Source organism: Noviherbaspirillum sp. L7-7A, from assembly GCF_019052805.1.
GTDB lineage: Bacteria > Pseudomonadota > Gammaproteobacteria > Burkholderiales > Burkholderiaceae_D > Noviherbaspirillum_A.
On sequence record NZ_JAHQRJ010000001.1, the window covers coordinates 3,749,225 to 3,774,493 of the forward strand.

19 protein-coding genes and 1 pseudogene are annotated in these 25,269 nt (G+C 63.6%); 7 read left to right on the top strand and 13 right to left on the bottom strand.

The annotated features are described in order from the left end of the window. Positions 1–10 precede the first annotated feature (10 nt). The 5 genes from lptB to KTQ42_RS17130 are packed head-to-tail and all read right to left on the bottom strand — an operon-like array spanning position 11 to position 3,510. Positions 11–754, bottom strand: a complete 744-nt coding sequence (lptB, locus tag KTQ42_RS17110) for an LPS export ABC transporter ATP-binding protein (protein WP_217346557.1) — start codon at positions 752–754, stop codon at positions 11–13. Position 755: 1 nt separating this feature from the next. Further along, positions 756–1,310 carry a lipopolysaccharide transport periplasmic protein LptA gene (lptA, locus tag KTQ42_RS17115; protein WP_217346558.1) on the bottom strand — a complete coding sequence of 185 codons (555 nt, stop codon included), beginning with the start codon at positions 1,308–1,310 and terminating at the stop codon, positions 756–758. Between the two features lie 45 nt (positions 1,311–1,355). Further along, the gene (lptC, locus tag KTQ42_RS17120; RefSeq protein ID WP_217346559.1) at positions 1,356–1,952 is read right to left on the bottom strand and encodes an LPS export ABC transporter periplasmic protein LptC; all 597 of its coding nucleotides are present in this window, start codon (positions 1,950–1,952) and stop codon (positions 1,356–1,358) included. After that, entirely contained in the window at positions 1,949–2,485 is a 537-nt protein-coding gene (locus tag KTQ42_RS17125) for an HAD family hydrolase (protein ID WP_217346560.1), read from the bottom strand. The genes lptC and KTQ42_RS17125 overlap by 4 nt, the downstream gene beginning before the upstream one ends. Beyond that, positions 2,485–3,510 (bottom strand): KpsF/GutQ family sugar-phosphate isomerase, encoded by a 1,026-nt coding sequence (locus KTQ42_RS17130; protein ID WP_217346561.1) that lies wholly within the window; start codon positions 3,508–3,510, stop codon positions 2,485–2,487. The genes KTQ42_RS17125 and KTQ42_RS17130 overlap by 1 nt, the downstream gene beginning before the upstream one ends. Before the next feature lie 140 nt (positions 3,511–3,650). On the opposite strand from KTQ42_RS17130, the gene KTQ42_RS17135 reads away from it, so the two are divergent. Both KTQ42_RS17135 and KTQ42_RS17140 read left to right on the top strand, forming a co-directional pair. Then, complete coding sequence (locus KTQ42_RS17135; RefSeq protein ID WP_217346562.1) at positions 3,651–5,636, top strand: monovalent cation:proton antiporter family protein; 1,986 nt, start codon at positions 3,651–3,653, stop codon at positions 5,634–5,636. 103 nt (positions 5,637–5,739) lie between these two features. Continuing rightward, complete coding sequence (locus tag KTQ42_RS17140) at positions 5,740–6,642, top strand: AEC family transporter (RefSeq protein ID WP_217346563.1); 903 nt, start codon at positions 5,740–5,742, stop codon at positions 6,640–6,642. 14 nt (positions 6,643–6,656) lie between these two features. On the opposite strand, the gene KTQ42_RS17145 is transcribed toward KTQ42_RS17140, so the two are convergent. Together KTQ42_RS17145 and uvrA are read right to left on the bottom strand one after the other, a co-directional pair. Continuing rightward, positions 6,657–6,935 carry an acylphosphatase gene (locus KTQ42_RS17145; RefSeq protein WP_217346564.1) on the bottom strand — a complete coding sequence of 93 codons (279 nt, stop codon included), beginning with the start codon at positions 6,933–6,935 and terminating at the stop codon, positions 6,657–6,659. Positions 6,936–6,939: 4 nt separating this feature from the next. Beyond that, positions 6,940–9,795 carry an excinuclease ABC subunit UvrA gene (uvrA, locus tag KTQ42_RS17150; protein ID WP_217346565.1) on the bottom strand — a complete coding sequence of 952 codons (2,856 nt, stop codon included), beginning with the start codon at positions 9,793–9,795 and terminating at the stop codon, positions 6,940–6,942. Positions 9,796–9,979: 184 nt separating this feature from the next. On the opposite strand from uvrA, the gene KTQ42_RS17155 reads away from it, so the two are divergent. The 3 genes from KTQ42_RS17155 (at position 9,980) to KTQ42_RS17165 (ending at position 15,935) form a co-directional block, all read left to right on the top strand. Beyond that, entirely contained in the window at positions 9,980–11,176 is a 1,197-nt protein-coding gene (locus tag KTQ42_RS17155) for an MFS transporter (protein ID WP_217346566.1), read from the top strand. A gap of 20 nt (positions 11,177–11,196) precedes the next feature. Continuing rightward, a complete protein-coding gene (ssb, locus tag KTQ42_RS17160; protein ID WP_217346567.1) occupies positions 11,197–11,712 on the top strand; it encodes a single-stranded DNA-binding protein in 516 nt (171 codons plus the stop codon). Between the two features lie 482 nt (positions 11,713–12,194). Continuing rightward, positions 12,195–15,935: a DUF748 domain-containing protein gene (locus tag KTQ42_RS17165; RefSeq protein ID WP_217346568.1), complete on the top strand. Its 3,741-nt coding sequence runs from the start codon at positions 12,195–12,197 to the stop codon at positions 15,933–15,935. Positions 15,936–16,201: 266 nt separating this feature from the next. Here the strand turns inward: KTQ42_RS17165 and KTQ42_RS17170 are convergent, their stop codons facing one another. Beyond that, positions 16,202–16,909, bottom strand: a complete 708-nt coding sequence (locus KTQ42_RS17170; RefSeq protein WP_249222802.1) for a phospholipase — start codon at positions 16,907–16,909, stop codon at positions 16,202–16,204. Between the two features lie 145 nt (positions 16,910–17,054). Beyond that, positions 17,055–17,387 carry a hypothetical protein gene (locus KTQ42_RS17175; protein WP_217346569.1) on the bottom strand — a complete coding sequence of 111 codons (333 nt, stop codon included), beginning with the start codon at positions 17,385–17,387 and terminating at the stop codon, positions 17,055–17,057. A 2-nt stretch (positions 17,388–17,389) separates the two neighbouring features. Between KTQ42_RS17175 and KTQ42_RS17180 the strand changes: the two genes are divergently transcribed. Further along, the gene (locus KTQ42_RS17180; RefSeq protein ID WP_217346570.1) at positions 17,390–19,927 is read left to right on the top strand and encodes a PAS domain-containing protein; all 2,538 of its coding nucleotides are present in this window, start codon (positions 17,390–17,392) and stop codon (positions 19,925–19,927) included. Between the two features lie 21 nt (positions 19,928–19,948). On the opposite strand, the gene KTQ42_RS17185 is transcribed toward KTQ42_RS17180, so the two are convergent. Both KTQ42_RS17185 and KTQ42_RS17190 read right to left on the bottom strand, forming a co-directional pair. Further along, positions 19,949–21,091, bottom strand: coding sequence for a GGDEF domain-containing protein (locus KTQ42_RS17185; protein ID WP_217346571.1), 1,143 nt, complete (start codon positions 21,089–21,091; stop codon positions 19,949–19,951). A 277-nt stretch (positions 21,092–21,368) separates the two neighbouring features. After that, on the bottom strand, positions 21,369–22,400 hold the full coding sequence (locus tag KTQ42_RS17190) for a VWA domain-containing protein (RefSeq protein ID WP_217346572.1): 1,032 nt from the start codon (positions 22,398–22,400) through the stop codon (positions 21,369–21,371). Positions 22,401–22,896: 496 nt separating this feature from the next. Here KTQ42_RS17190 and KTQ42_RS17195 point away from each other — a divergent pair, with 496 nt between their 5' ends. Then, complete coding sequence (locus KTQ42_RS17195) at positions 22,897–23,559, top strand: PIG-L family deacetylase (RefSeq protein WP_249222803.1); 663 nt, start codon at positions 22,897–22,899, stop codon at positions 23,557–23,559. A gap of 740 nt (positions 23,560–24,299) precedes the next feature. On the opposite strand, the pseudogene KTQ42_RS17200 reads toward KTQ42_RS17195, so the two are convergent. Next, positions 24,300–24,713 (bottom strand): annotated as a pseudogene (locus KTQ42_RS17200) (transposase); the annotation flags it as partial. A 187-nt stretch (positions 24,714–24,900) separates the two neighbouring features. Continuing rightward, the gene (locus KTQ42_RS17205; RefSeq protein WP_217346574.1) at positions 24,901–25,248 is read right to left on the bottom strand and encodes a hypothetical protein; all 348 of its coding nucleotides are present in this window, start codon (positions 25,246–25,248) and stop codon (positions 24,901–24,903) included. Positions 25,249–25,269 lie beyond the last annotated feature (21 nt).

A 25,269-nucleotide genomic window follows, 5' to 3' on the forward strand; every position in this document is an offset into this window, starting at 1 on the left:
GTGCCTTTTCTTACATCCGGAAGTGCTCGCCGAGATAGACGCGGCGCACCGACTCGTCGGCAATGATGTCGTCCGGGCGGCCGCTGGCCAGCACCACGCCCTGATTGATGATGTAGGCATGGTCGCAAATGCCCAGCGTCTCGCGGACATTGTGGTCCGTTATAAGCACGCCGATATTGCGCTCCTTGAGGAAACGCACGATGCGCTGGATTTCGATGACGGCGATCGGATCGACGCCGGCAAAGGGCTCGTCCAGAAGGATGAAGCGCGGGCTGGTGGCCAGGGCGCGCGCGATTTCTACACGCCTGCGTTCACCGCCGGACAGCGACATCGCCTGGTTGTCACGCAGCTTTTCGATCTGCAGTTCGGAGAGCAGGGCATTGAGCCGGTTCGCGATCTGCTCCTTCGACAGCGGCTTGCCCTCGTAGCGCTGCAGCTCCAGCACCGCGCGGATGTTTTCCTCGACGGTGAGCTTGCGAAATACCGAGGCTTCCTGCGGCAGGTAGGACAGGCCCAGCACAGCGCGGCGGTGGATAGGCAGGCGCGAGATGTCGACGCCGTCCACGTCGATGGTGCCGGCGTCGGAGGGCACCAGGCCGACGATCATGTAGAACGACGTGGTCTTGCCGGCGCCATTCGGGCCGAGCAGTCCCACCACCTGGCCGCTTTCGACATGCAGGGAGACGTCGCGCACCACCTGGCGCGCGCCATAACTCTTCTGCAGGCCCTGCACGTTGAGGATGCTGTTTTCCATCTCAAGGCGCCCTGGTGTCGTTGCGTGGCTGGATGATGGCCTTGATGCGGCCGGCGCCGGCCTTGCTGTTGCTGCTGGGCGTGTTGTTGACCGAGTAGAACTCCTGCTTGCTGTCGTAGGAAATGAATTCGCCTTCGACCTCGTCGGTCGGACTGGCGCCTTCCAGCAGGCGAATCCTGGCGCTGACGTAGAACTTCGCGACCTCGGTCTTGGTGTCGTACTCGATGCGGTCGGCGGCTTCGCCTTCTATCCAGAGATTGGGGCCGCCATCGCGTTTCTGCCGGAAGGTGGCCTTCTCGCCGCGCTTGGCGTAGACCGTGGCGTACTGGTAGCCGGCCGGGTCCTGGGTGACGACCATGCGGTCGGCCTTCAGGATCAGGGTGCCGCGCGTGAGCACGACATTGCCGGTAAAGGTGTTGATCTGCTTGACGTCGTCGTAGGCCATCTGGTTGGCCTCGATGTTGGTGGGCTTGGTCATGTCGGCCTTTTCAGCCAGCGAGCTGCCTGCCGCGGCCATGCCTATCAGCAGAATGAACCATGCGTGGAGTTGTTTCATCACTCTTCTCTAAGGTAATGCGTTGTTGATTTTCCAGTCGCGCTTTCAGCGGATGGCGGTCTGGCGCGGCGGCAGGGTTGCCTGCACCCGGCTGGCCAGGCTGAGTTCGCCGGTGGCATTGTTGGCTACCATGCCGGCGCCGTTGAGCGTCGAGCCGCCCAGGGTAAGGCGCACCGGCTTGTCGGTGCGCATGATGTCTTCGTCGGGCAATACCATCAGGTAGTCGGACTCCAGATGGAAATTTTCCGCCTGCGGCGTTTTCGGGCGATCCAGCTTGACATTGTCGTACATGTGAATCTTGACGCCGCCCGGTTCGACGATAGCCCGCTCCGAGCGCGCTGTCATTGGCGGCCTCTCGCGGGCAAGGCTGTTAATGACGGGCAAATCGATCGTATGCGTGTCGTCGGCCGGATTGTGCACCATGCGCTTGCCGGAAATGTTGTACTGCGCCTCGCCGGTGGCAGACAGCCGCACGAAATTGAAATTGTCGACGTAGTAATCGGGTTCGGTGCGCGCCGCCGCCGGGCCGGCGCTGTTGTCCGGCGCGCGCGTGATCTGCAGCAGCCAGAAACTGCCCAGCGCCAGCAGCGTGGCCAGCAGCAGCATGGGCGCCATGCTGAAGCGGCGGCGATCCTGCTTCATCTCAGATACGGCGCCAGCGCCGCCTCGTAGTTGCCCTGCGCGCGCAGGATGAAGTCGCACAGTTCGCGCACGGCGCCGCGGCCGCCGCCGGCATTGGTGACGTAGTGCACCCGCGAGCGCACTTCGGGGTGGCCGTTCGGCACGCTGGCGGCAAAGCCCACGCGGGTCAGCACCGGCAGGTCGATCACGTCGTCGCCGATGAAGCCGCTCGCTTCAGCCGCGACGCCGCATTCGGCCAGCAGCGCCTGAAAGCCCGACAGCTTGTCATGCACGCCCTGCTGGACATGGGTGATGCCGAGATCGGCCGCACGCCGCGCCACCAGCGCCGACTGGCGCGCGCTGATGATGGCGGTGATGACGCCCGACTGTTGCAGCAGCTTGATGCCGTGTCCATCGAGCACGTTGAAGGTCTTGATCATTTCGCCGTCTGCGCCGAAATGCAGGCTGCCGTCGGTCAGCACGCCATCGACATCGAACACCATCAGCCGGATGCGGCGTGCCCGCGCCATGCTTTCCTCGATTGACTGCTGCATCAGATCACCTTTGCGCGGGTCAAGTCATGGATGTGCAGGGCGCCGACTAGGATGCCGTCACTGTCGGTGACGAGCAACTGGTTGATGCGATGCTGCTCCATCATTTCAACCGCCTCTACCGCCAGCTGGTCGGGCCCGATGCTGCGCGGGCCGGCATGCATCACGTCGGCAATCACGATCTTGCTGAAGTCCTGCACCTGCTCGATCAGGCGACGCAGGTCGCCGTCGGTGAACACGCCGATCGGCCGTCCCTGCGGATCGACCACGGCGGTCATGGCCATGCCCTTGCGGCTGATTTCCAGCAGCGCCGCGTTGAGCGACACCTCCGGCGTTACCCTGGGCACGGCGTCGCCGCTGCGCATGACATCGCGCACATGGGTCAGCAGCCGCCGCCCGAGCGCGCCGCCGGGATGGGAGCGGGCAAAATCCTCTTCCCTGAAGCCGCGCGCATCGAGCAGCGCCACGGCCAGCGCATCGCCGAGCGCCAGCGTGGCTGTGGTGCTGGCCGTAGGCGCGAGATTCAGCGGGCAGGCTTCCTTGGCCACCGCCGTGTTCAGGTGCACGTTCGACAGCAACGCCAGGCTGGAGGCGTCATTGCCGGTCATGGCGACGAGCTTGGCGCCCATGCGCTTGATGATGGGCACGATGGCCAGCAGTTCGGCGGTTTCGCCGGAATTGGAAATGGCGATGAAGGCATCGTTCTCGGTCACCATGCCCAGGTCGCCATGCGCCGCCTCGGCCGGATGGACGAACAGGGAAGGGGTGCCGGTCGAGGCCAGCGTGGCGGAAATCTTGCGGGCGATATGGCCGGACTTGCCCATGCCCGACACCACCACCCGCCCGCTGCAGCCCAGCAGCAGGCCGACCGCCTGCGCGAAACTGCCGTCGTCGGAGGTGATGCGGTCCTTCAGGGCCAGGATGGCGTCGGCTTCGATCTGCAGGGTTTCACGCGCCATTTCGGTTGCGCGTGCCGCCTGCGCCGTGTCGAAAGACTTCGACAATGTTTTTTCATGGGTTACACTCATGCCCGAAGTATAAACGAATTACGAAAGCAAAAAACCTGCCAGAAATAACAAAACCCCGGTGATTTGATTGGTCACTCATCGGCACATGTTCATGTGCCGTTTCAGTTTTTCATCAATCGACCGGAAAGTCCGCCTGCCCAATGTTTTCTGCTCTCGAACTTACCTTGCTGCTGCTGGGCTCGGCCGTCCTTGGCGTGGTCGGCTTCCGCATGCTCCATCTTCCTCCCATGCTGGGCTACCTGGCCGTGGGCATCCTGATCGGCCCGCACGCGCTTGGGCTGGCCGAAGAAAACGCCACCACCCACACCCTGGCGGAATTCGGGGTGGTCTTCCTGATGTTTTCGATCGGCCTGGAATTTTCCCTGCCCAAGCTCTCCTCGATGCGCAGGACGGTGTTTGGCCTGGGCATGGCGCAGGTGCTGCTGACCATCGCGGTGACCATGCTGTTCGGCTGGCTGTCGGCCTGGGTATTGCCGCCGCTGCTGCAGATCAGCTGGCGGGCCGCCTTTGCGCTGGGCGGTGCGCTGGCCATGTCGTCCACCGCCATCGTCTCCAAGATGCTCACCGAAAGGCTGGAACTGGAAAGCGAGCATGGGCGCCGCATCATCGGCATCCTGCTGTTCCAGGACCTGGCGCTGGTGCCGCTCCTGATCCTGGTGCCCGCGCTGGCCAATCCGCGCGACCTGCTGCCAACGCTGGTGTGGGCCGGGCTGAAGGCGGTGCTGGTGCTGGTGCTGCTTCTGGTGATTGGGCAGAAGCTCATGCGCGGCTGGTTCCAGATCGTGGTCAAGCGCCGTTCGCAGGAGCTGTTCATGCTCAACCTGCTGTTGATCACGCTGGGCGCTGCCTGGATCACCGAGCGCGCCGGCCTGTCGCTGGCGCTGGGCGCCTTCGTTGCCGGCATGCTGATTTCCGAGACTGAATACAAGCACCAGGTGGAGGAAGACATCGCGCCCTTCCGCGACGTGCTGCTGGGGCTGTTCTTCATCACCATTGGCATGCTGCTCAATGTGCCGCTGGTGCTGGAAAACTGGTGGCTGGTGCTGTTGCTGCTGCTGGTGCCGGTGCTGGTGAAGTTTGCGCTGATCGCGGCGCTGGCGCGGCTGTTCGGCGCTTCGCCGGGCGTTGCGCTGCGCACCGGCCTGGCGCTGGCGCAGGCCGGCGAATTCGGTTTCGTGCTGCTCAACCAGGCCGGCGGACTGCAGCTGGTCGACCCCTTCCTGGTGCAGCTGATCCTGGCCTCCATGGTGCTGTCGATGCTGATCACGCCGCTGATCCTGGCCAAGTCGGACGCCATCGTATTGAAGCTCTCGGCCAATGACTGGATGCTGCAGTCGCTGGCGCTGACCCGCATCGCCACCCGCACCATGTCGACCCAGAAGCATGTGATCATCGCCGGCTTCGGCCGCAGCGGACAGAGCCTGGCCAAGCTGCTTGAGGAGGAGAAGATCGCCTACCACGCGCTCGACCTCGATCCGGAGCGGGTGCAGGAAGCGCAGGCGGCCGGCGCCAGCGTGTCGTATGGCGATGCGACGCGCCGCGAGAGCCTGCTGGCGGCCGGCATCCATCGGGCCGAGGCCATGGTGATCACCTACGCCAGCACGGCGTCGGCATTGAAGACGCTGCACCATGTGCATGAGCTGGCGCCGCAGCTGCCGGTCATCGTGCGTAGCCATGACGATACCGACCTTGACAAGCTGCGCGCCGCCGGCGCGGCCGAAGTGGTGCCGGAAGCGATCGAGGGCAGCCTGATGCTGGCTTCCCATGCGCTCCTGATGCTGGGCGTGCCGCTGCGCCGGGTGCTGCACCGGGTGCAGGATGTGCGCGGCCAGCGCTATGCGGCGCTGCGCGGCTATTTCCACGGCGCCGACGATGCGGCCGACCATCCCGAGCACCTGAATGTGAGGCTGCATTCGGTGGCGCTATCCGAGCATGCGCATGCGATCGGCAAGCCGCTGGCCGCGCTCGGGCTCAACGAGATGGGCGCCGAAGTCACCGCCATCCGGCGCAGCAGGAGCCGCATCGAGGTCACGCCGGATACGGTGTTCCACGGCGGCGACATCGTGGTGCTGCGCGGCGCGACCGAAGCCATTGCGCTGGCAGAAGCGCGCCTGCTCAAGGCATAGCAACAGAAGAACAAGAGCGTATGCCCTCTCAGAATCAATTCATCATTGCTGCGGCCTGCGCCATGTCCGCGCGCATGCCGAAAAAGGATTAGCCACAGTGGACATGTTTCAACGCATTCTCAGCATCATCCTGCCGGTATTCGCGATCATCGCGGTGGGCTATGGCTACGCGCGGCTGCGCGGCGACAGCGTGCGCGCCGACATGGGCGCGGTCAACCGGGTCAGCATGGAAGTGCTGTGCCCGCTGCTGGTGTTTACCGCGCTGTCGGCCAAGGATTTCGATGTCGGCCATAACCTGGTGCTGATCCTGGCCGGCGTGCTGATCTCGCTGGGTTCCGGCCTGCTCGCATGGCCGCTGGCGCGCCTCCTGGGCTACGACGTGCGCAGCTTCGTGCCGCCGATGATGTACAACAACTGCGGCAACATGGGCCTGCCGCTGGCGGCGCTGGCTTTCGGGCCGGCCGGCCTGTCGGCGGCGGTGGCGCTGTTCATGGCGGCCAACCTGGTGTACTTCTCGGTCGGTATCAAGATCATCGAGACCGGGCGGCATGGCCGCCGCAGTTCCTTCTTCAAGTTCATGACCAGCCCGATGATGCTCTCCATGATCTTCGGCATGCTGTGCGCCGTGTTCAGGCTGAGTCTGCCGGCGCCGCTGCTGTCGGCGCTCAGGATGCTGGGCGACGCCTGCATTCCGCTGATGCTGTTCTCGCTGGGCGTACGCATGATGGATGTGAATTTCCGCAGCTGGCACATCGGCCTGATCGGCGCGATTGCCTGCCCTGTGACGGGCCTGATCAGCGCCGGCCTGCTGGACCTGGCGCTGCCATTGACGGACATGCAGCGCGGCCAGATGTACCTGTTCGCCTCGCTGCCGCCGGCGGTGTTCTGCTTCATGATTGCCGAGCAGTACAGGCAGGAGCCGGACAAGGTGGCATCCATCGTGCTGCTGGGGAATCTGGCGTCGCTGGGATTCGTGCCGCTGGGATTGTGGCTGGGACTGGCCTGAGCGGGCAGCCTGCTTCAGGCGGTGGGGCGTATCTGCATGACGCCGGCACGCAAGCTGCCGGCATCGCATTGGGTGGCAAGCACCTGCTGCACGCTGGCACCGGCCGGACCTTGGCGGGCCCAGGCCTCGATCTGCGCCAGCGCGCCGGCGTCGCCGTCGACGACGGCTTCCACCGAGCCGTCATGCCGGTTGCGCACCCAGCCTGACAGGCCCCGCTTCCCGGCTTCCCGAAGGAACGCGGCGCGGTAGCCCACGCCCTGTACCCGGCCGGCGATGCGCAGATGCAGCGCCATTGCCTTAATTCTTTTTCTTCAGCATCGGCGCAAGGTACTTGCCAGTGAAGCTGGCCAGCGTCTTGGCGACATCCTCCGGCGTGCCGGCGCCGATGATCTGGCCGCCGCCCGCGCCGCCTTCCGGACCGAGATCGATGATCCAGTCGGCGGTCTTGATCACGTCGAGGTTGTGCTCGATGATGACCACGGTATTGCCCTGGTCGCGCAGGCGGTGGATCACCTTCAGGAGCAGGTCGATGTCATGGAAGTGCAGGCCGGTGGTCGGCTCGTCGAGGATGTAGAGGGTGCGGCCGGTGTCGCGCTTGGACAGCTCCAGCGACAGCTTGACCCGCTGCGCCTCGCCGCCCGACAGCGTGGTCGCGCTCTGGCCGAGGCGGATATAGCCCAGGCCGACGTCCAGCAGGGTCTGCAGCTTGCGCGCAATGACCGGCACCGGCTTGAAGAATTCATGCGCTTCCTCCACCGTCATGCCCAGCACCTCGGTGATGTTCTTGCCCTTGTACTGCACTTCCAGGGTTTCCCGGTTGTAGCGGTTGCCGTGGCAGACATCGCAGGGCACATACACGTCCGGCAGGAAGTGCATTTCCACCTTCAGCACGCCGTCGCCCTGGCAGGACTCGCAGCGCCCGCCCTTGACGTTGAACGAGAAGCGTCCGGCCGAGTAGCCGCGCTCCTTGGCGGTAGGCACGGTGGCGAACAGGTCGCGGATCGGCGTGAACACGCCGGTATAGGTGGCCGGGTTGGAGCGCGGCGTGCGGCCGATCGGCGCCTGGTCGACCGAGATCACCTTGTCGAAGTGCTCCATGCCGGAGATCGAGTCGTGCGGCGCCGGTTCGGCCTGCGAGCCGTACAGGTGGCGCGCGGCGGCGTGGTACAGGGTGTCGTTGACCAGGGTCGACTTGCCCGAACCGGAGACGCCGGTCACGCAGGTCAACAGGCCCACCGGCACCTTGAAGGTGACGTTCTTGAGGTTGTTGCCGGTAGCGCCGGTGATGATGAACTGGCGCTTGGGGTCGGGCCTGGTGCGCTGTTCCGGGACCTTGATCTGGAAAGTGCCGTTGAGGTACTGCGCGGTCAGGGACTTCTTGTTCTTCAGGATCTGCGCCAGCGTGCCCTCGGCGATCACGTCGCCGCCATGCACGCCCGCGCCCAGGCCCATGTCGACGATGTAATCGGCGCAGCGGATCGCATCTTCATCATGCTCGACCACCAGCACGCTGTTGCCGATGTCGCGCAGATGCTTCAGGGTTTCGATCAGGCGGTCGTTGTCGCGCTGGTGCAGGCCGATCGAGGGCTCGTCCAGCACATACATCACGCCGGTCAGGCCGGAGCCGATCTGCGAGGCCAGCCGGATGCGCTGCGCCTCGCCGCCCGACAGGGTGTCGGCGCTGCGTTCGAGCGACAGGTAGTCCAGGCCGACGTTGTTCAGGAAGGTCAGGCGCGCAATGATTTCCTTGATGATGCGGTCGGCGATCTCGCGCTTGGAGCCCTTGAGCTTCAGGTTTTCAAAGAATGCCAGCGTGTCGCGCAAGGGCGTGGCCGCAACTTCATAGATGGCGCGTTCCTGCGCGCCGTTGCCGACCTTCACATGGCGCGCCTCCTCGCGCAGCCGGGCGCCGTTGCAGGCCGGGCATTCCTTCTTGTTGATGAACTTGGCCAGCTCTTCCTTGACGGCGATGGAGTCGGTCTCGCGATAGCGCCGCTGCAGGTTGTTGACCACGCCTTCGAAGGTATGCTCGCGCACCACGGCGCGGCCGCGCTCGTTGATGTAGGTGAAGGGCACGGTCTGCCGGCCCGAGCCGTGCAGCACCACGTCCTGCGCCTTCTGCGGCAGGTCTTCGAAGGGCACGTCGAGGTCGAACTCGAAATGGGACGCCAGGCTGGACAGCATCTGGAAATAGAACTGGTTGCGCCGGTCCCAGCCCTTGACCGCGCCGGAGGCCAGCGACAGGTTGGGAAAGGCCACGATGCGGCGCGGGTCGAAGAACTCGATATGGCCGAGGCCGTCGCATTCCTGGCAGGCGCCCATCGGGTTGTTGAAGGAGAACAGGCGCGGCTCCAGTTCCTGCAGCGAGTAGCCGCAGTCGGTGCAGGCGAACTTGTTGGAATAGACGCTCTCGATGCCGGTGTCCATGTCCACCACCATCGCCCGGCCGTCGGCCAGGCGCAGCGCGGTCTCGAAGCTTTCCGCCAGGCGCTGCTTGATCTCGGCCTTGACCTTGATGCGGTCGATCACCACGTCGATGGTGTGCTTCTCGGTTTTCTTCAGCTTGGGCAGGTCGTCGATGTCATGGATATGCGCGCCGCCGGTGCCGGACTGCACCCGAAAGCGCACGAATCCCTGTGCCTGCATGTGCTCGAACAGCTCGAGATGCTCGCCCTTGCGGTTGGCCACCACCGGCGCCAGGATCATCAGCCTGGTGTCTTCCGGCATGGCCAGCACGGCGTCCACCATCTGCGACACCGACTGCGCCGCCAGCGCCCGCTCCGGATGGCGCGGGCAGTAGGGCGTGCCGACGCGGGCATACAGGAGGCGCAGGTAGTCGTGGATTTCGGTGACGGTGCCCACCGTCGAGCGCGGGTTGTGCGAGGTGGCCTTCTGCTCGATGGAGATGGCCGGCGACAGGCCTTCGATCAGGTCGACGTCGGGCTTTTCCATCAGCTGCAGGAACTGGCGGGCATAGGCCGACAGCGACTCCACATAGCGGCGCTGGCCCTCGGCATACAGGGTGTCGAAGGCCAGTGAGGATTTTCCGGAACCGGACAGGCCGGTAATGACAATCAGTTTGTTGCGCGGCAGGTCAAGGTTGATGTTCTTGAGGTTGTGCGTACGGGCGCCTCGAATGCGAATTTCTTCCATGAATACTTTCAGCGTTAGTATCCCGGCTGCTTGTGAAATGTTGTGCAATCTATCGTGGCAGGAGCGGGGTTCAAGCGGGTCAACCTGATACTATAACGGGTTTTGAAGTTCGCTGTATTACCCGGTATCTGCCGCTAAAACCCTATCCATGTCATCCAGTCAACCTCCCTTGCAGGACGGCCGCATGAGCCGCACCGAAGTCCGCGCCAGCGCCTCGCTGGCCGCCATCTTCGCGCTGCGCATGCTGGGCCTGTTCCTGATCCTGCCGGTGTTTTCCGTGCATGCCCGCAGCATGCCCGGCGGCGACAATGCGACCCTGATCGGCCTGGCGCTGGGCGTGTATGGCCTGACGCAATCATTCGGGCAGATCCCGTTTGGCATTGCCTCCGACCGTTATGGCAGGAAGCGCATCATCATCATCGGCCTGTTGCTGTTCGCGGTCGGCTCCTTCGTTGCGGCCATGGCCAGCCATATCGGCTGGGTCATCGTCGGCCGCGCGATCCAGGGCGCCGGCGCGATCTCGGCGGCCATCACCGCGCTGATTGCCGACAGCACTCGCGAAGAGCACCGGACCAAGGCCATGGCCATGGTGGGCGGCTCGATCGGCCTGTCATTCGCGCTGTCGCTGGTGGCCGCACCGCTGCTCTACAGCGCCATCGGCATGAGCGGCATGTTCGCGCTGATCGGCCTGATGTCGGTGGCGGCGATCCTGGTGGTGCTGTACGTGGTGCCGTCCGCCGCGCCGCTGCCGCCGGGCCGGGTGCGCTTTGCCGAAGTGCTCAGGAACCGGGAACTGATGCGGCTCAACTACGGCGTGTTCGCACTGCACCTGACGCAGATGGCGATGTTCGTGGTGGTGCCGGCGGCGCTGGTGCAGAGCATGGATCTGCCGGTGTCGGCGCACTGGAAGATCTATCTGCCGGTGGTGCTGGCTTCCTTCGTGCTGATGCTGCCGCCGGTATTCGTCGGCGAGAAGCAGGGTCGCATGAAGCAGGTGTTCATCGGCGCCATCGCGCTGCTGCTGGTGGTGCAGGCCGGCATGTGGTTCACGCTGTCGCAGGCCACGCCGGGCGCGCCGGCCCTGGTCGGCCTGCTGCTGGCCTTCTTCATCGCCTTCAACATCCTGGAAGCGAGCCAGCCGTCGCTGGTATCGCGCCTGGCGCCGCCTGGCGGACGCGGCGCCGCGCTGGGCGTCTATAACACCTTGCAGGCTTTGGGCCTGTTCTGCGGCGGCGCCGCCGGCGGCTGGCTGACCCAGCATGCGAGCCGCTCCGCGGTCTTCATTCTGGGCTCGGGGCTGACCGTGGTGTGGCTTATAATTGCGTCCAATATGCAAAACCTGCCGCGGCGCGGCCCGAAACAGCAGCCAGCCGCCGTCTAAACAGTTAAGGAGAGTTATCCATGGCTTCGGTCAACAAGGTCATCATCGTTGGCAATCTCGGGCGCGACCCGGAGACCCGCTACATGCCCAGCGGCGACGCAATGACGTCGATCACCGTCGCAACCACCGACACCTGGAAGGACAAGGCCACCGGTGAAAAGAAGGAACAGACCGAGTGGCACCGCATCAGCTTCTTCGGCAAGCTCGCCGAGATCGCCGGCCAGTACCTGAAGAAGGGCAGCCAGGTCTATATCGAAGGCTCGCTGCGCACCCGCAAGTACACCGACAAGGATGGCGTCGAGAAATACGCAACCGACATCCGCGCCGACACCATGCAGATGCTGGGCAGCCGCCAGGGCATGGGCGGCGGCGCAGGCGCCGGCGGCGGCATGGATGACGGCGGCTATGGCAGCGCGCCGCCGGCACGCCAGAACGCCGGTGGCGGTAGTGGCGGTGGCGGTGGTGGCGGCGGCAGCCGTCCTGCGCCGCGCCCGGCGCCGAACTTTTCAGATATGGATGACGATATTCCGTTCTGAAGCAACGATTTTCCAGGCAGGCGTCCGACTGAAACCCCTGACCGGCATCGCAGCCGGTCAGGGGTTTTTAACATTGGGTCGTGCTACTACGGCCACCGGCGGCGCCAGCGCTCAGTGCAGGTTCTGATGCCGATCGAAGCGAAACCAGCCGGAGTGGCAGCACCGATGCCAGCTCGCTGGCGGCAGGCAGCATCCAGGCAACGCCTGTCAATGACGGCGCGGAAGGAGCATGCCTGGAAATGCTCGTCATCCATCGAGATGACAGGCGCATTTTCGATGTGCAATCCAGGACGGCAAGCCGCGTGCTGTGACGACCATGGCAGACCGCATCGGCTAACCCGGCCTGGCCCGGGATTCCAGACACTTGCGATCGATTGTCGTGGCTTTTTCCAACCCCATGCCGCCATCCATTCGGTCTACAATCCCGGTTCTGCGCACCGTCGAGTGCGGATGCCGGATGCATGTTCGTCACACAATAAAAAATGAAATCCCAGCAAAACAAGCATGGACGCCTGGCCAGCATTGCCGGCAGCAAGCCGGTGCTGGCGGTCGGGGCGCTGGCGCTGACCTATCTGGCGGGCGGCCTGTTCATCGTGCCGGCGCTGCTCAAGTGGCAGCTGCCCGAGCAGGCGCAGAGCCGGCTGGGCGCCACGCTGAGCCTGGGGCATGTCTATTTCAATCCGCTGACACTGACGCTCGAAATGGGCGATGTCAGCCTGCGCACGGTGCGCGAAGGCACATTGCTGGCCGCCGACAAGCTGCGCGCCGACTTTGAATTTTCCAGCCTGTTCCGCCGCGCCTGGACCTTTACCGACATCCAGCTCGAGCAGCCCAGCCTGCGCCTCGAATTCGACAAGGACGGCACGCTCAACCTGCAGCCGCTGCTGGCGGCGCTGAAGCAGCCCGACGCCAAGCCGGAACAGGCGCCGGCACGGCTGCTGGTGCGGCGCCTGGGCGTGAAGAACGGCCGGGTCGACGTGGCTGACCAGCGCCTGGAACAGCAGCTCATCGCCCGCATCAACCCCATCACGCTGGAGGCAACGAACATCGGCACGCTGTCGCCGGACAGCGGCAGCTGGCAGCTGTCGGCGCGCAGCGAGGCGGGCGAGGTGCTGCGCGCCGGCGGCACGCTCGGGCTGCAGCCGTTCTCGCTGAATGGCAACCTGGACCTGGCCGGCCTGCAGGCGGGCACCCTGGCGCGCGCGCTGCATACCCGGCTGCCGCTGGGGGATGTGGCAGGCACGCTGGGCCTGTCGGGCAAGTACAGCGCGGCCATCAGGGAGGGCGCGCTGCATGCGGCGCTGGACCAGGTCGAACTGACCCTGGCCGGCTTCGCCGCCATGGTGGATCGCCAGGCCATTGCGCTGGCGTCGGCCCGGCTGGCCTTGCCGCAGGCAAAGTGGTCGCCTGCGGCCCACGGCATGCAACTGACCCTGACCGAGCCCGCGCTGACGCTGGGCGCGGCCAGCCTGTCCAGCGGCGCCGACCGCCTGCAGTTGCCCGAGGCCAGCCTGGGCATGCGCCAACTCCTGGCCAGCGTGGGCGACGCCACCGCGCTGACGCTGGAAGGCGCCGCGTTCGCAGTGCCCCGTTTGCAATGGAAACAGGCCGGCGGCAGCATCGATGCCACCGCGCCATCGCTGAAAGTGGAACGGCTTGCGCTGCGCCTCTCAGGCGGTTCGATGGAGGCGCAGGCCGACAGCGCCGCGCTGTCAATGGCCAGCCTGGCGCAACAGGCTGCCGGCCAGACAGTGCGCACCGGCGCCGTCAGCCTGACTTCGCGCCAGATCCAGTCCCGCCGCAAGGAAGGCGACAGGGCGGGCTTGTCGGCGCAGATGCTGGCGGCCAGGCTGGATGCGGCCGGCGTTGCCGTCGGCGCAGCCGGACGTCCGGGCGCGCGCTACAGCCTGGCCCAGGGCAGCAGCGCGGCCGACACGCTGACCCTGTCCTTGCCCGGGTCCGGACCGGATGTCAGCGCCGACGGCCTGTCGGCAAGCCTGAAGAAGCTGGTGATCAGCGAGTCGCGCCAGGCTGGCGAACTGGCGCATGCGGACGATGTGCAGCTCCGGGGCGCAACAGTGCGGCTGGCCGAGCGACGCCTTGATCTCGGCAGCCTGGCGCTGGCCGGTGGCGCCGCCCAGGTGCGCTTCGACAAGGATGGCAGCCTGAACTGGACCGGACCGGCAACGCCCGCACCTGTGACTGACACGACCCGCCAGCCGGATCGGAAGTCCGCAGCCAAGTCCGCAAAGCCCACCAGGTCTGCCAAGCCAACCAAGCCTGCAGACTCAACCAAGCCTGCCGAGCCAACCAAATCTGCTAAACCAGCCAACTCTGCCGAGCCAACCACGTCCGCCAAGCCTACGCGACCCGGTGACGCGCCCGCCGCGGCACCGTGGCGGGTCACCGCCAGCAAGCTGGCCCTGCGCGAATTCAGTCTGGCCTATGCCGATGCCCGCCAGGAACCGCCGCTGGCGTTCAGGGTGGATGACATCGCCGCCACCATGAACGAGTTCGATACCGGCGCTGCCGGCCCGGCGCGGCTGCAGGCATCGGGCCGCAGCGGCGGCGGCACGCTGCAGGCGGAAGGAAGCATCGGCCTGTCCACCGGCGCCGGCGACCTCGGCATCCGCGCCGCCGGCCTGCCGCTGGCGATGCTGCAACCCTACCTGACCGAAGCGGCCCGGCTCGCGCTGACCGGCGGCACCCTGTCCGGCGCCGGCCGGCTGCGCTTTGGCGACGCGCAGGGCCCGAAGCTGAGCTACACCGGCACCGCATCGCTGGACAAGGTGGCGATCGAGGAAACCGCGCCGCGCCGGCATTTCATGTCCTGGGATGCGGTGGCCGCGAGCGACATGCGTCTGACGCTTTCGCCGAACCGGCTCGAGATTGGCCAGCTGCGCATCGCCGGCCCGGTGGGTGAGCTGATCATTGCCGAAGACCAGAGCGTGAACCTGGCCCGCGTGCTGAAGCGAAAGCCGGAAGCCGCCGGACAGGCCGCCGCGGCCAAAGGCGGGAGTGCGCCTGCCGCGCCGGGCCAGGAGGGCGACGCCTTCCCGGTGTCCATCGCCCGGCTGCGGGTCGAGCGCGGCGTGCTCACCTTTGCCGACTTCAGCCAGCAGCCGCAGTTCAGCACCCGCATGCACCATCTGCAGGGCGTGATGACCGGCCTGTCCAGCGCGCCGGGCAGCCGTGCCCGGCTGCAGTTCAATGCCGCCATCGCCGACTATGGCGATGCCCGCATCGAGGGCAGCATGAATCCGTTCAAGCCCGCCTATGCCACCGATGTGCGCATGAACTTCCGCAATGTCGACCTGTCCGCGCTCACGCCTTACGTGGTGCGCTTTGCCGGCTATCGCGTCAGCGCCGGCACGCTGTCGATGGACCTGCGCTACCAGGTCAGGGAGAACCGGCTGGTGGGGGACAACCGCTTCGTGCTCAACAAGGTGCAGCTGGGTGAAAAGGTCGACAGCCCGACCGCAATGGACCTGCCGCTGAAGCTGGCGCTGTCGCTGCTGGAAGACGAGAACGGCGTGATCAATATCGGCGTGCCTGTCACCGGCGACCTGCAGAATCCGCAGTTCAGCTTTGGCGCGGTGGCGCGCCGCGCCATCGGCAATGTGCTGCGCAGCGTGGTCACCGCGCCGTTTCGCGCGCTTGCCTCGCTGTTTGGCGGCAGCGGCGAGAAGCTCGACACCATCGACTTCGAGGCGGGCAGCGCGGAACTGGCGCCGCCCGAGCAGCAGAAGCTGGCCAAGCTGGGACAAGGCCTGGCGAAACGGCCCAATGTGCGGCTGCTGGTGCATCCCGCAGTCGACGCCGGGCAGGATGCGCAAGCGCTGAGGTCGGTGGAGGCGCGACGCCTGCTGCTGGCGCGCATGGGTGTGCGCCTGGCGCCGGGTGAGGATCCCGGTCCTATCGACACCGCCAGCGTCGCTGCGCAGAAAGCCATTTCTTCCCTATATGCCGAACGCTATCCCGGCCCGCTGCCCAAGCCGCCGGCCGACCAGACCGCCGACGCCTGGTATGGGCAATTGCTGGACAAGGTGATTGCCGCGCAGCCGCTGCTACAGGATGCGCTGGCGCGGTTGAGCCAGGCGCGCGGCGACGCGGTACGGCGGCAGCTCGAAGAAGCGGCGCTGCCGGCGCAGCGGGTGGCGCTGGGTGGAGCCGAAGCATCATCGGGCGGCACGGCGACCCGGCTGGAACTTGCGCCGCTCTAGCAGGTGACCCGGTTGAAATGGCGTAGGGTGTAATACCCCGAAGGGGCATTACACCGATCCACCGGTCGTCGCACACGGCAAGGCATGATCTTCGTCCGTTATTCAACCGCCATGGCGGAATGCCCTTCGGGTATTCCGCCCTACAAGAGCTGGCGCCGCTGTAGCAGGTGACCCGGTTGGAATGGCGTAAGGTGTAATACCCCGAAGGGGCATTACACCGATCCACCGGTCGTTGCGTACGGCAAGGCGCGATTTTCGCCTGTCATTCAATCCGTCGCGAACCGGCGCGGCAGGCCGGGGCTTTCCTGCTCAAGAAACCAGCCCAGCGCCCGCTGCGCGATTTCGGGCGGCACCACATGTCCGCCCGCGAACTCTACATATGTCACCGGATACCCTTCCTGTTCCAGGCGCGGCACGATGCGCCGGCTGCAGATCGCCACTGGCAGCACGTCATCGGCATCGCCATGGGAAATGAACACATGCGGCAGGCCGCGGCTGGCCAGCGGCAGGATGAAACCCGGCGAAAAGGCGATCACGTGGGAAAACAGGTCGCCGTTGTCCATGCCCAGCGACAGCGCATAGGAAGCGCCATCGGAAAAGCCGCCAACGGCGAGGCGGCCGGTGTCGATCGCATAGTCGGCGAAGACCATGGCCAGGCTGCGTTCGATCAGTTCCACATCGGCGCCGTAGTAATGGCGGGCAATCAGGTCCCAGGTCGAGTCGCGCGACGCCGGCGCCAAAAGGATCAGCCCGGCGGCGTCGGCATGCTCGCGCAGCAGGTCCAAACCGTGCAGCGCATGGCCGCCGGCCCCATGCAGCAGCAGCGCCATCGGGGCGGGACGCTCGGGCCGGTAGCTATGCGGAACATACAGATAGCTGTCGCGCCCACTGGCATCGGGCAGCGCCTGCAGGCCGGTCGGCGCTGTATGGGTAATGGATTTGGGACGGGAATGCAGGTGGGAGTCGGCGGGCATGGGTCGGCTGCATCCTTCAGAAGATTGAAAAAATCTCAACATGCGACAGATGCTTGGAATGTTTGCCCGCGCCTCAGTTCAACGCGACGCAAGCCTTATTGCCAGAATCTGACGCGGCAAAAAGGTCAATGCCGCCATGCAGCCGTCAGAACGGTACCGAATACAGGATCGCGGCAAACGACAGCACGATCAACGAAATGCAAACCAGTTCCCCAATGGACTTCATGACAATCTCCCTGTACTTATGTTGAAGATATTGCAATGGGCGGACGGTGAGTTGGTTGATTTGACGCAACTTCTTTCCACGCCGTATTGCTGAATAGAACATTGGGTTAGAGAAAATCAAACGATTGTTCCCATCCCTTCGCTCGATCAGTGAGCAATTGGTAAAGAATTCCGGATTTCTCACCAGAACGGTGGACAATAACGGCGCGGCGCCCTTAGCCTCGCCGCGGTGTCGAACCGGATTGCGGATCATTCATGAAGTTTTCATCATTCCAGCGTCTTCCCCTGTTCCTGCAGACGCTGCTGCTGCTGGCCTGTACATTGCCCATCCTGTGGGCCTTTCTTCTTTTCGACCTGCATCGGCTCAACCACCAGGCGCGCACCCTGAGCGGCGCCCAGGTCGACAACCTGGCACGCGCCTTCGCCGAGGAAGTGAAGTCTTCCATCAGCTCGATCGACCTCACGCTGGTGGAACTGCGGGATGAATGGCAGGGCGGCTACAACGACTTTTCGCAGGTAGTGAGCCGGCGCCAGGCCTTCCTGGAGAAGGACATCGGTTTCCAGGTGGCGATCATCAATGCCGCCGGCAACCTGGTGTTTTCCAGCGTGCGTACGTCAGGCATGGCGATGAACTTCGCCGACCGTGAACACTTCCGCGTCCATCGCGGCCTGGCATTCGGCGACCGGCTGTTCATCAGCAAGCCGGTGATGGGCCGCCTGTCCAAGCGCTGGAGCATCCAGTTCACCCGGCCGCTGATCGATGCCAGCGGCAATTTTTCCGGCGTCATCGTCCTGTCGGTATCGCCTAATTATTTCGGGCGCTTCTACAACACCATCGATCTCGGCAAGGACGGTTCGATCACCCTGGCGCGCGCCAGCGGCGAGATTCTTGCGCAATCGCCCGATTCCGAAAGCGCCATGGGCAAGGCGGTCGCCGATGCGCCCTTCCTCCAGCCTGGCCAGGCCGAATACGGCCAGTACGAGGGACGCTCCGGCCTCGACGACATCGAACGGCTGTCGAGCTGGCGCCTGCTGCCCAAGGAAGAAATGGTGGTGGTGGTGGGCCAGTCCATGGACACCATCCTGGCGTCCTACCGCCAGCAGCGACTGGCCTATTTCTCGATCGGCGCCGCGATCTCGGTGCTGCTGGCCACGATAGGCTATTTCCTGCTGGCCGGCATGCGCCAGCGCGCCATTGCCACCGCCGCCCTGGTCGACAGCGAGGCACGCTGGAAATTCGCGCTGGAAGGCGCTGCCGAAGGCGTATGGGATTGGGACGTGCGTGGCGGGCAGGTCCAGTTCTCGCGGCGCTGGAAAGAGATCCTCGGCTATGCCGACGACGCCATCGGAAACCATATCGACGAATGGAACGGCAGGATCCACCCGGAAGACAAGCCGCGGGTATTGGCCGAGCTGGACTCGCACCTCAAGGGCGCGGCCCCGACCTACAACAGCGAACACCGGATGCGCTGCCAGGACGGCGGCTGGAAGTGGGTGCTGGAGCGCGGCATGGTGGTGAGCCACGCGGCCGACGGCCAGCCGCTGCGCATGGTCGGCACCTTTTCCGACATCAGCCAGCGCAAGGAGGCCGAGCAGCTGGACCGGGAGCGCCTGCAGGCGCTGGAGGACAGCCGGCGCGCGCTGCAGCAGGCGCAGAAACTGGAAGCGCTGGGACGCCTGACCGGCGGCATTGCCCATGACTTCAACAACATCCTGCAAACCCTGACCACCGGCATCCAGCTGTCGCTGTTCTCCGTGAAGGACCAGGGCATACAGACCGCGCTGCTGGCCTGCCAGCGGGCGGTGGAACGCGGCGTGCAGCTGACCCGGCAACTGCTGGTGTTCGGCCGCGTTCAGGAGGCGCACCTGAGGGCGGTGCACCTGCCGCGGCAGATGCAGGAAATCCATTCCCTGCTGCGTGGCGCGCTGCCCAGCAATATCGAATTTTTCGCGGGCATGCCCGAGACCCTGTGGCCGGTGCGCATCGATCCGCTCCAGTTCGAGCTGGCCATGCTGAACCTGACCATGAATGCCAGGGATGCGATGCCGCAGGGCGGCCAGTTCAGCATCAGCGCCAGCAATGTCACCCTTGCCGCCGCGGCCAATGGCCTTGCCCCGGGCGACTATGTGCATCTGCGCATCAGGGACACCGGCGAAGGCATGAGCGAAGAGGTGCTGAACAAGGCGCTGGACCCGTTCTTCACCACCAAGGTCGTCGGCAAGGGCTCGGGCATGGGGCTGGCGCAGGCTTATGGCTTTGCCAGCCAGATGGGCGGCACGCTGACCCTGCAGAGCAGCAAGGGCGAAGGCCTGGACGTGTCAATCTACCTGCCGCGCAGCCTGCAGGAAGCGCCCTCGGCGGCGCCGGCCGCGAGGGCGATCGCGCCGGCGGCCCGATCCCGCGGCCGCATCCTGCTGGTGGAGGACGATACCCTGGTCAGCCAGACGGTCAGCCCGGCGCTGCAGAAGGCGGGGTTCACGGTCGATGTGGCGGACAATGGCGAGGAAGCGCTGCGCCGCCTGGAATCGCAGCAGCCATTCGACCTGGTGTTTTCGGATATCGTCATGCCGGGCGCCGTCAGCGGCATCGAGCTTGCCGAGATCGTGCGCAGCCGCTTCCCGGCAATGCGCATCATGCTGGCCACCGGCTATTCCGAGCGCCGGGTCGAAACCGCGGGCATACGCACCCTTGCCAAGCCGTATGCGGTCGAGACGCTGGTTGCTGCCCTGAACGAGGAACTGTATGGCGCGCAGGGGCCGGCAGATGTCGAGCCTGCCCAGCCCGTTCATTGATGCAGGACCGGGCCTGGATGATTACTGCGCCGGCGGCCGGTTTGCCACCAGGCCGTCCGTGCCGGGCGTATAGCTGAGCTCGGGCGCGATCTCCACCCTGTTCTTGCCCAGCTTCTTGGCGATGTAGAGCGCCCGGTCGGCGCCTTCGATCATCTGCGCCACATCCAGCGCGCCCTGTTCGGCCGACTGCACGCCCAGGCTGACGGTAAAGGATGGCATGCCGTCGAAGCTGCCATCGCTGAACCTGGCGCGGATGCGTTCAGCCACGGCAATGGCCTCGTCCAGCGCGGTGTCGGGCAAGAGCAGCGCGAATTCCTCGCCGCCATATCGGCACAGCAGGTCATGGCCGCGCAGTTCACCGGTGGTGACTTCGGCGAAGGTCCTGATCACCGCATCGCCCGCCGGATGGCCATGGCTGTCGTTGATGCGCTTGAAGTCATCGATGTCGATCAGCAGCAGCGACAGCGGCCTGCGCTGCCGGCGCGCGCGCTGGACTTCGCCGGACATCATCCTGAAAAACGTGGCGCGGGTGTAGGCGCCGCTGAGATCGTCATGCGAGGCGGCATATTCCAGCTTCTCCTGCACCCTGGTGGTCACCATGAGCATGAAGCCAAAACTCAGGCCGACCAGCGCGATTGAAAAGCTGGCCAGGTAGAACACATGGACTGGTGAATTATCGTTCCAGTAGCTGCCGTTGTCCTGGCCAGTGACGGCAAAATAAAAACGGCCCAGCGATACCAGTGCCTCGGCGGCAAACAGCGTGCCCGTAAAACGCTCGGCAAAACCCTGCTTCTCCATCCGGAACAGCAGCAGTGCGCTGAGCCCGAACAGCAGCGTGTTGACGGACGTGACGAATTCGAGGCGGCCGCGATAGTCGTCAACCACCATGGTCAGCCACAGCAGCCCCGCGGCCACGGCCACCACCAGGCCCGCGGCATGGCGGTATCCGGCGCGCCGGCCAGCGAAACGGCGCAGGCTCACATGCATGAGCGCGATGCCGCCAACGATCAGCGTATTGGCCACCACGATCGTCAGCAGCGGCGGCAGCGTATTGCGGGACGTAAAAAGAAACGCCCCGGCCACCATGGTCACGCAGCCCCAGCCCCATTCGCCAATGCCGCCGATATCCCTGGGGAAGCTGCGGCGCAGGACGAAAAAAATCATCGAGCAAAGAATGCCGGCGACCGCAGAGGTGATGATGAAAGAGCGGGGATCGAAGGTGGGCATGGCGATAACGATTCAGAAGCGTTTCTGATCCATCAGCATGCAGGGAGCGCCGGATCGAAGCTGACAGGAAAAAACAATGCGCAGGCGAAGCCCGGAAATCATCGTCATGCAAATATACAGGAAAATGTTTCTTTGAGTAAATATCGTAGGATAGCTAACGACAAGACCGTATCGGAATGTCTGCATTTGCCAAATTCATGGTATCGGCTACCTGTCAGATCTTTGCCCCCACTGCCGACATCGCAGCGCCGCACAGAAAGAGCAGGGCGGCCACGGCCGCGAACACGGCGGAGATTTCCTGGTTTTTCTTCTCAGCGGACAGATTCTGGGCGAGCCGGCTGTAGATCTGCGTCAGGTCGGGCGCCGAGCCGGCGTAGAAATAATCGCCCTTGGTGATCGCCGCCATTTCCTTCAGGGTTTCCTCGTCTGGCACGACCCGTATCTCGGCGCCGTTGGGCAGCGTTACCCTGCCATTCGGCGTGCCCACGCCCACCGTGAAGATGCGCACGCCGGTATCGGCGGCAATTCGCGCCGCCTCGATCGGGTGCACACCGGTGGTGGCGCTGCCATCGCTGAGCAGAACGATGACGGCCGACTTGTACGAGCCTGGCGCCACCGGCTTGGGCGCGGATTCCTCGAGGGCGGCACGCTCCCGTTCGCCGAGCAGGCCGCGCGCGCCGCGGCTGTTGCGGTACAGGTCGAACTGGCGCTCGGGAAAGATCGCGCCGAGCGACACCAGCACCGCCGTGCCGATGGCAGTCGAATTCTGCAACTGCAGCTGGTCCAGCGCCGCCAGCACGCTTTCGGCGTCGGTGGTGGGCGTCTGCACCACCGCGGCAGTGCTGGCAAACGCTACCAGGCCAATGCGGGTATGGCGAGGCTGCCCGGCGATGAAGCCGCGCACGGCCGCCTGCGTCGCCGCCAGCCGGGTCGGCTTGACATCGTCGGCGGCCATGCTGCGCGAGATATCCAGCGTCAGGATCACGGTGTCGTAGGCATAGGGCAGCCGCAGGCTGGCCGCCGGCCTGGCCGCCGCCAGCAGCGCGGCGGCCAGGCCGAGAAAGAACAGCAGGGGCGGCAGGTGGCGCCGCAGCGAAGCGCGCGGACCCATCGCGCCCCGCACCAGCGCCAAATTCGGAAAATGCGCGACCAGCTTCTTACGGCGGCGCAGCAGCAGCACATAGGCAAGGGCGGCTGCGGGCAGTAAAGCCAGCAGCCATAGCATTTCCGGTAGCAGAAAGGTCATGGTGGTCCGATTTGCTTGAGGCGCCGCCATGAGGCTGGCGGACCATGGTCACAGTTTGAAAGCCGCAAAGGTGAAACGGTTCCTGCGAGAGCAGCGATCCTCTTCGGGATCGTTGACAGCCTGTTGTCGGTGCCTGGGCTGGCCTGCCGGGTAGGTGATGCGTGAGTAAGAATGTAACGCCGAATGGGTTTTTTTGCGCGAAGGGCGGACAGAAAGCTTGCGTCATGCCGGGGTAGTACTACGGTTTTCTGCCGGGACCGAAAAGGAGAGTCGATGGATCGTCAGGTTAGCCTGCCTCGAAGAAGAACCTCGCCTGAAACGCCTTCTGGCATACCTGTAAAATTTCTGTCACTGAACTGGCCAGCTTTCCCGGCCTGCCATCGGACGACTTTGCCCTGCGATGAAACATATGCCTAAGCATCCATTCACTCACTTCCCGCCACAGCGCCCCTTGCTACTGACTGAACTCACACTGCCAGCAAAGTCGAGCATCGTCATGCTGGCGCCGCATCCAGACGACTTCGACGCTATTGCCATTACGATGCGGTACTTGCATCGGCAGGGACATGAGGTCCACCTCGCCGTCCTGACCTCCGGCGCGAATGGTGTCGACGATGGCTGGCAGGGCAAGCATGGAGCGGCAGAAAAAGCCGCGTTGCGCGAAGCGGAGCAAAGGGCGAGCTGCGGTTTCTTCGGCTTGCCCATGGAACGCCTGGTGTTTATGCGTCTGTGGGAAGGCGGGGACGAACAGTACAACGAACAGGCTGGAAGGCAGGCGCTGCGGACTTATCTGCATGTCAGGCGTCCGGATCTCGTTTTTCTGCCCCATGGCAACGACAGCAACTGGACCCACCGGCGCACGTATGAGACCTTTCACGCCATTGCCATCGAAGATGGATTGCGCGTGCATGCCTGCATGAACCTGGATGCGAAGACCCTCTCCATGCGGCCAGACCTGTATATGTATTTCGGCGAGGAAGATGCCGCATGGAAGGCGCAGCTGCTGCGCTTTCATCGCTCCCAGCAGGAACGTAACCTAAAGATCAGAGGGCAGGGTTTCGACCAGCGGGTACTGGAGGTCAATCGGCAGGCTGCTGTAGATGCTCGTGGCCCAATGCCGTATGCGGAGGTGTTCGAGCTACAGACCTTTAGCCTGTAGGCACTTCAGGGCCGGCTTGCAGCTGAGCGCAAGCAAGCTGCCTGACCGGGCAGGTTCCGATATCAAGGTGGCGGGCCATAGTCACTACAGCCCCATTAAATTCCATTGCACCAGTCCCTTGTCCCTCATTACCTGCTCGCTTTGAAGCGTGCAGCCCATAGATCCAGTTTTTCTTGTGATTATGGTTGTCGGTAAACCGAGCTAAAAATCGTGGTTGCCGTTACCATCTCTTTGTGTTCCAAAGAAAAAACGTTTTTTATTCAAATGGTTAAGTCGTATTCGGTTGTAAATATTCTATTTTTTAAGGTTGTCGCCTTAAGAGCCACAGTTGCGGCCCGATTTCCAACTTCCAACGGGGAAACTTTCAAAATACTTCTTAAAATCAGATGCTTACATTTAACTTGCCTCGCTTTTTGAAAGTGAGATGTAAGTTGTCGGGCTGAGAGTTTTGTTGCATAAATCAGCGTTTTTGTTGCATAAATAGCGTCTTTCGTTACGCTTTTGTTGCACAAATGAGCACTTTGGACATTAGGATTTACGAAAAATAGGAGGAGTAGTTGTCGGCGGATTGCGGCACATACATTTTAAAAATGTCTTTTTATGGTCAATTGAACGCATAAACAAGGACGGCAATCAATGGTTTCGAACGCCTTGCCAGACCGCTATTTCTGCCAATCTTTACCAAGAGAGCAGGCGCAAGATATCTGGAAAAATATTTCGGTAGCCTGTTGCACAACAGGCTAGACTTTTCCTTTGTTACCCTTGAGTGTCAACTTCAACATCCGCCAGTTGCGTTCATGAGCTATGTAATGATTTGGTCCTAGTTCGTCGCTGTTAAGGACGACACTGACACCCCTGTCGTAAACTAATAGATGCGCTTGCGTTTTGCCGTGACAGAAACCTTCCACGGCTAACCTTCCGAATTGCTTCTTCCTACGACTCAACGTACTGTAGTCGGGCACTTGCCAATCTAAAGAGGCGGTTTTGAGCAAACTCTTGGTCTGCTCGATTGCGCGACGTAAAGACAGGCCAAGTAGCCATGCGACAGTCAAACAGAACTCAATCGCTGCATTGCTGAACGTCTGACTACGCCCTCGCTGCCCACTTGGATTGCCGTACCAATCCATCTTCGGATCGATCCATATCGAAACAGAAATCAAGGAAGACGGTAGGGGTTTGATCCGTTTGGAAGTTACTGGTTTTAAGCTTGGGTGAACAGGGTTTTCCATGCCGTGAAGATCTGCGGAGAGGGGGCAATATGGCAGCGCATGCACGCTGCCTGACAATGAGCTCATGGTAACCGCGTTATCGCGATCAGCATAATGCTAGCCTCCATTGGACTTAGGGTAAGTCGCCACAGATTGTCAGCCAATTTCGAAAGCCGTAGTCATCATCCATCGCATTGTGCTTACTACGCCTTATGACGGCAGCGAGGACTGCGCCCCGAAAGAGCGGGTGGATTTTAACCGGGTAGAAGAGATGCCATGGATGCTTGTCCAGGAGCTCCAAGGCTTCTTCCCATGAGTAGACGCTGTCCGATTTGTAGTGGATTGTTGCCTCGTCGATCAGGGTGGGCGTTTGATCGAGGACATCTCGTCCGAAGATCCAGCTCTTGCCGGTGTATCGGCTGTACAGCGTAATGCTGCCACCTTCTACTCCAGCTTCCAGTATTACTTCCCAGTGTTCCATATTGTTTTTCCTGTTCGTTTT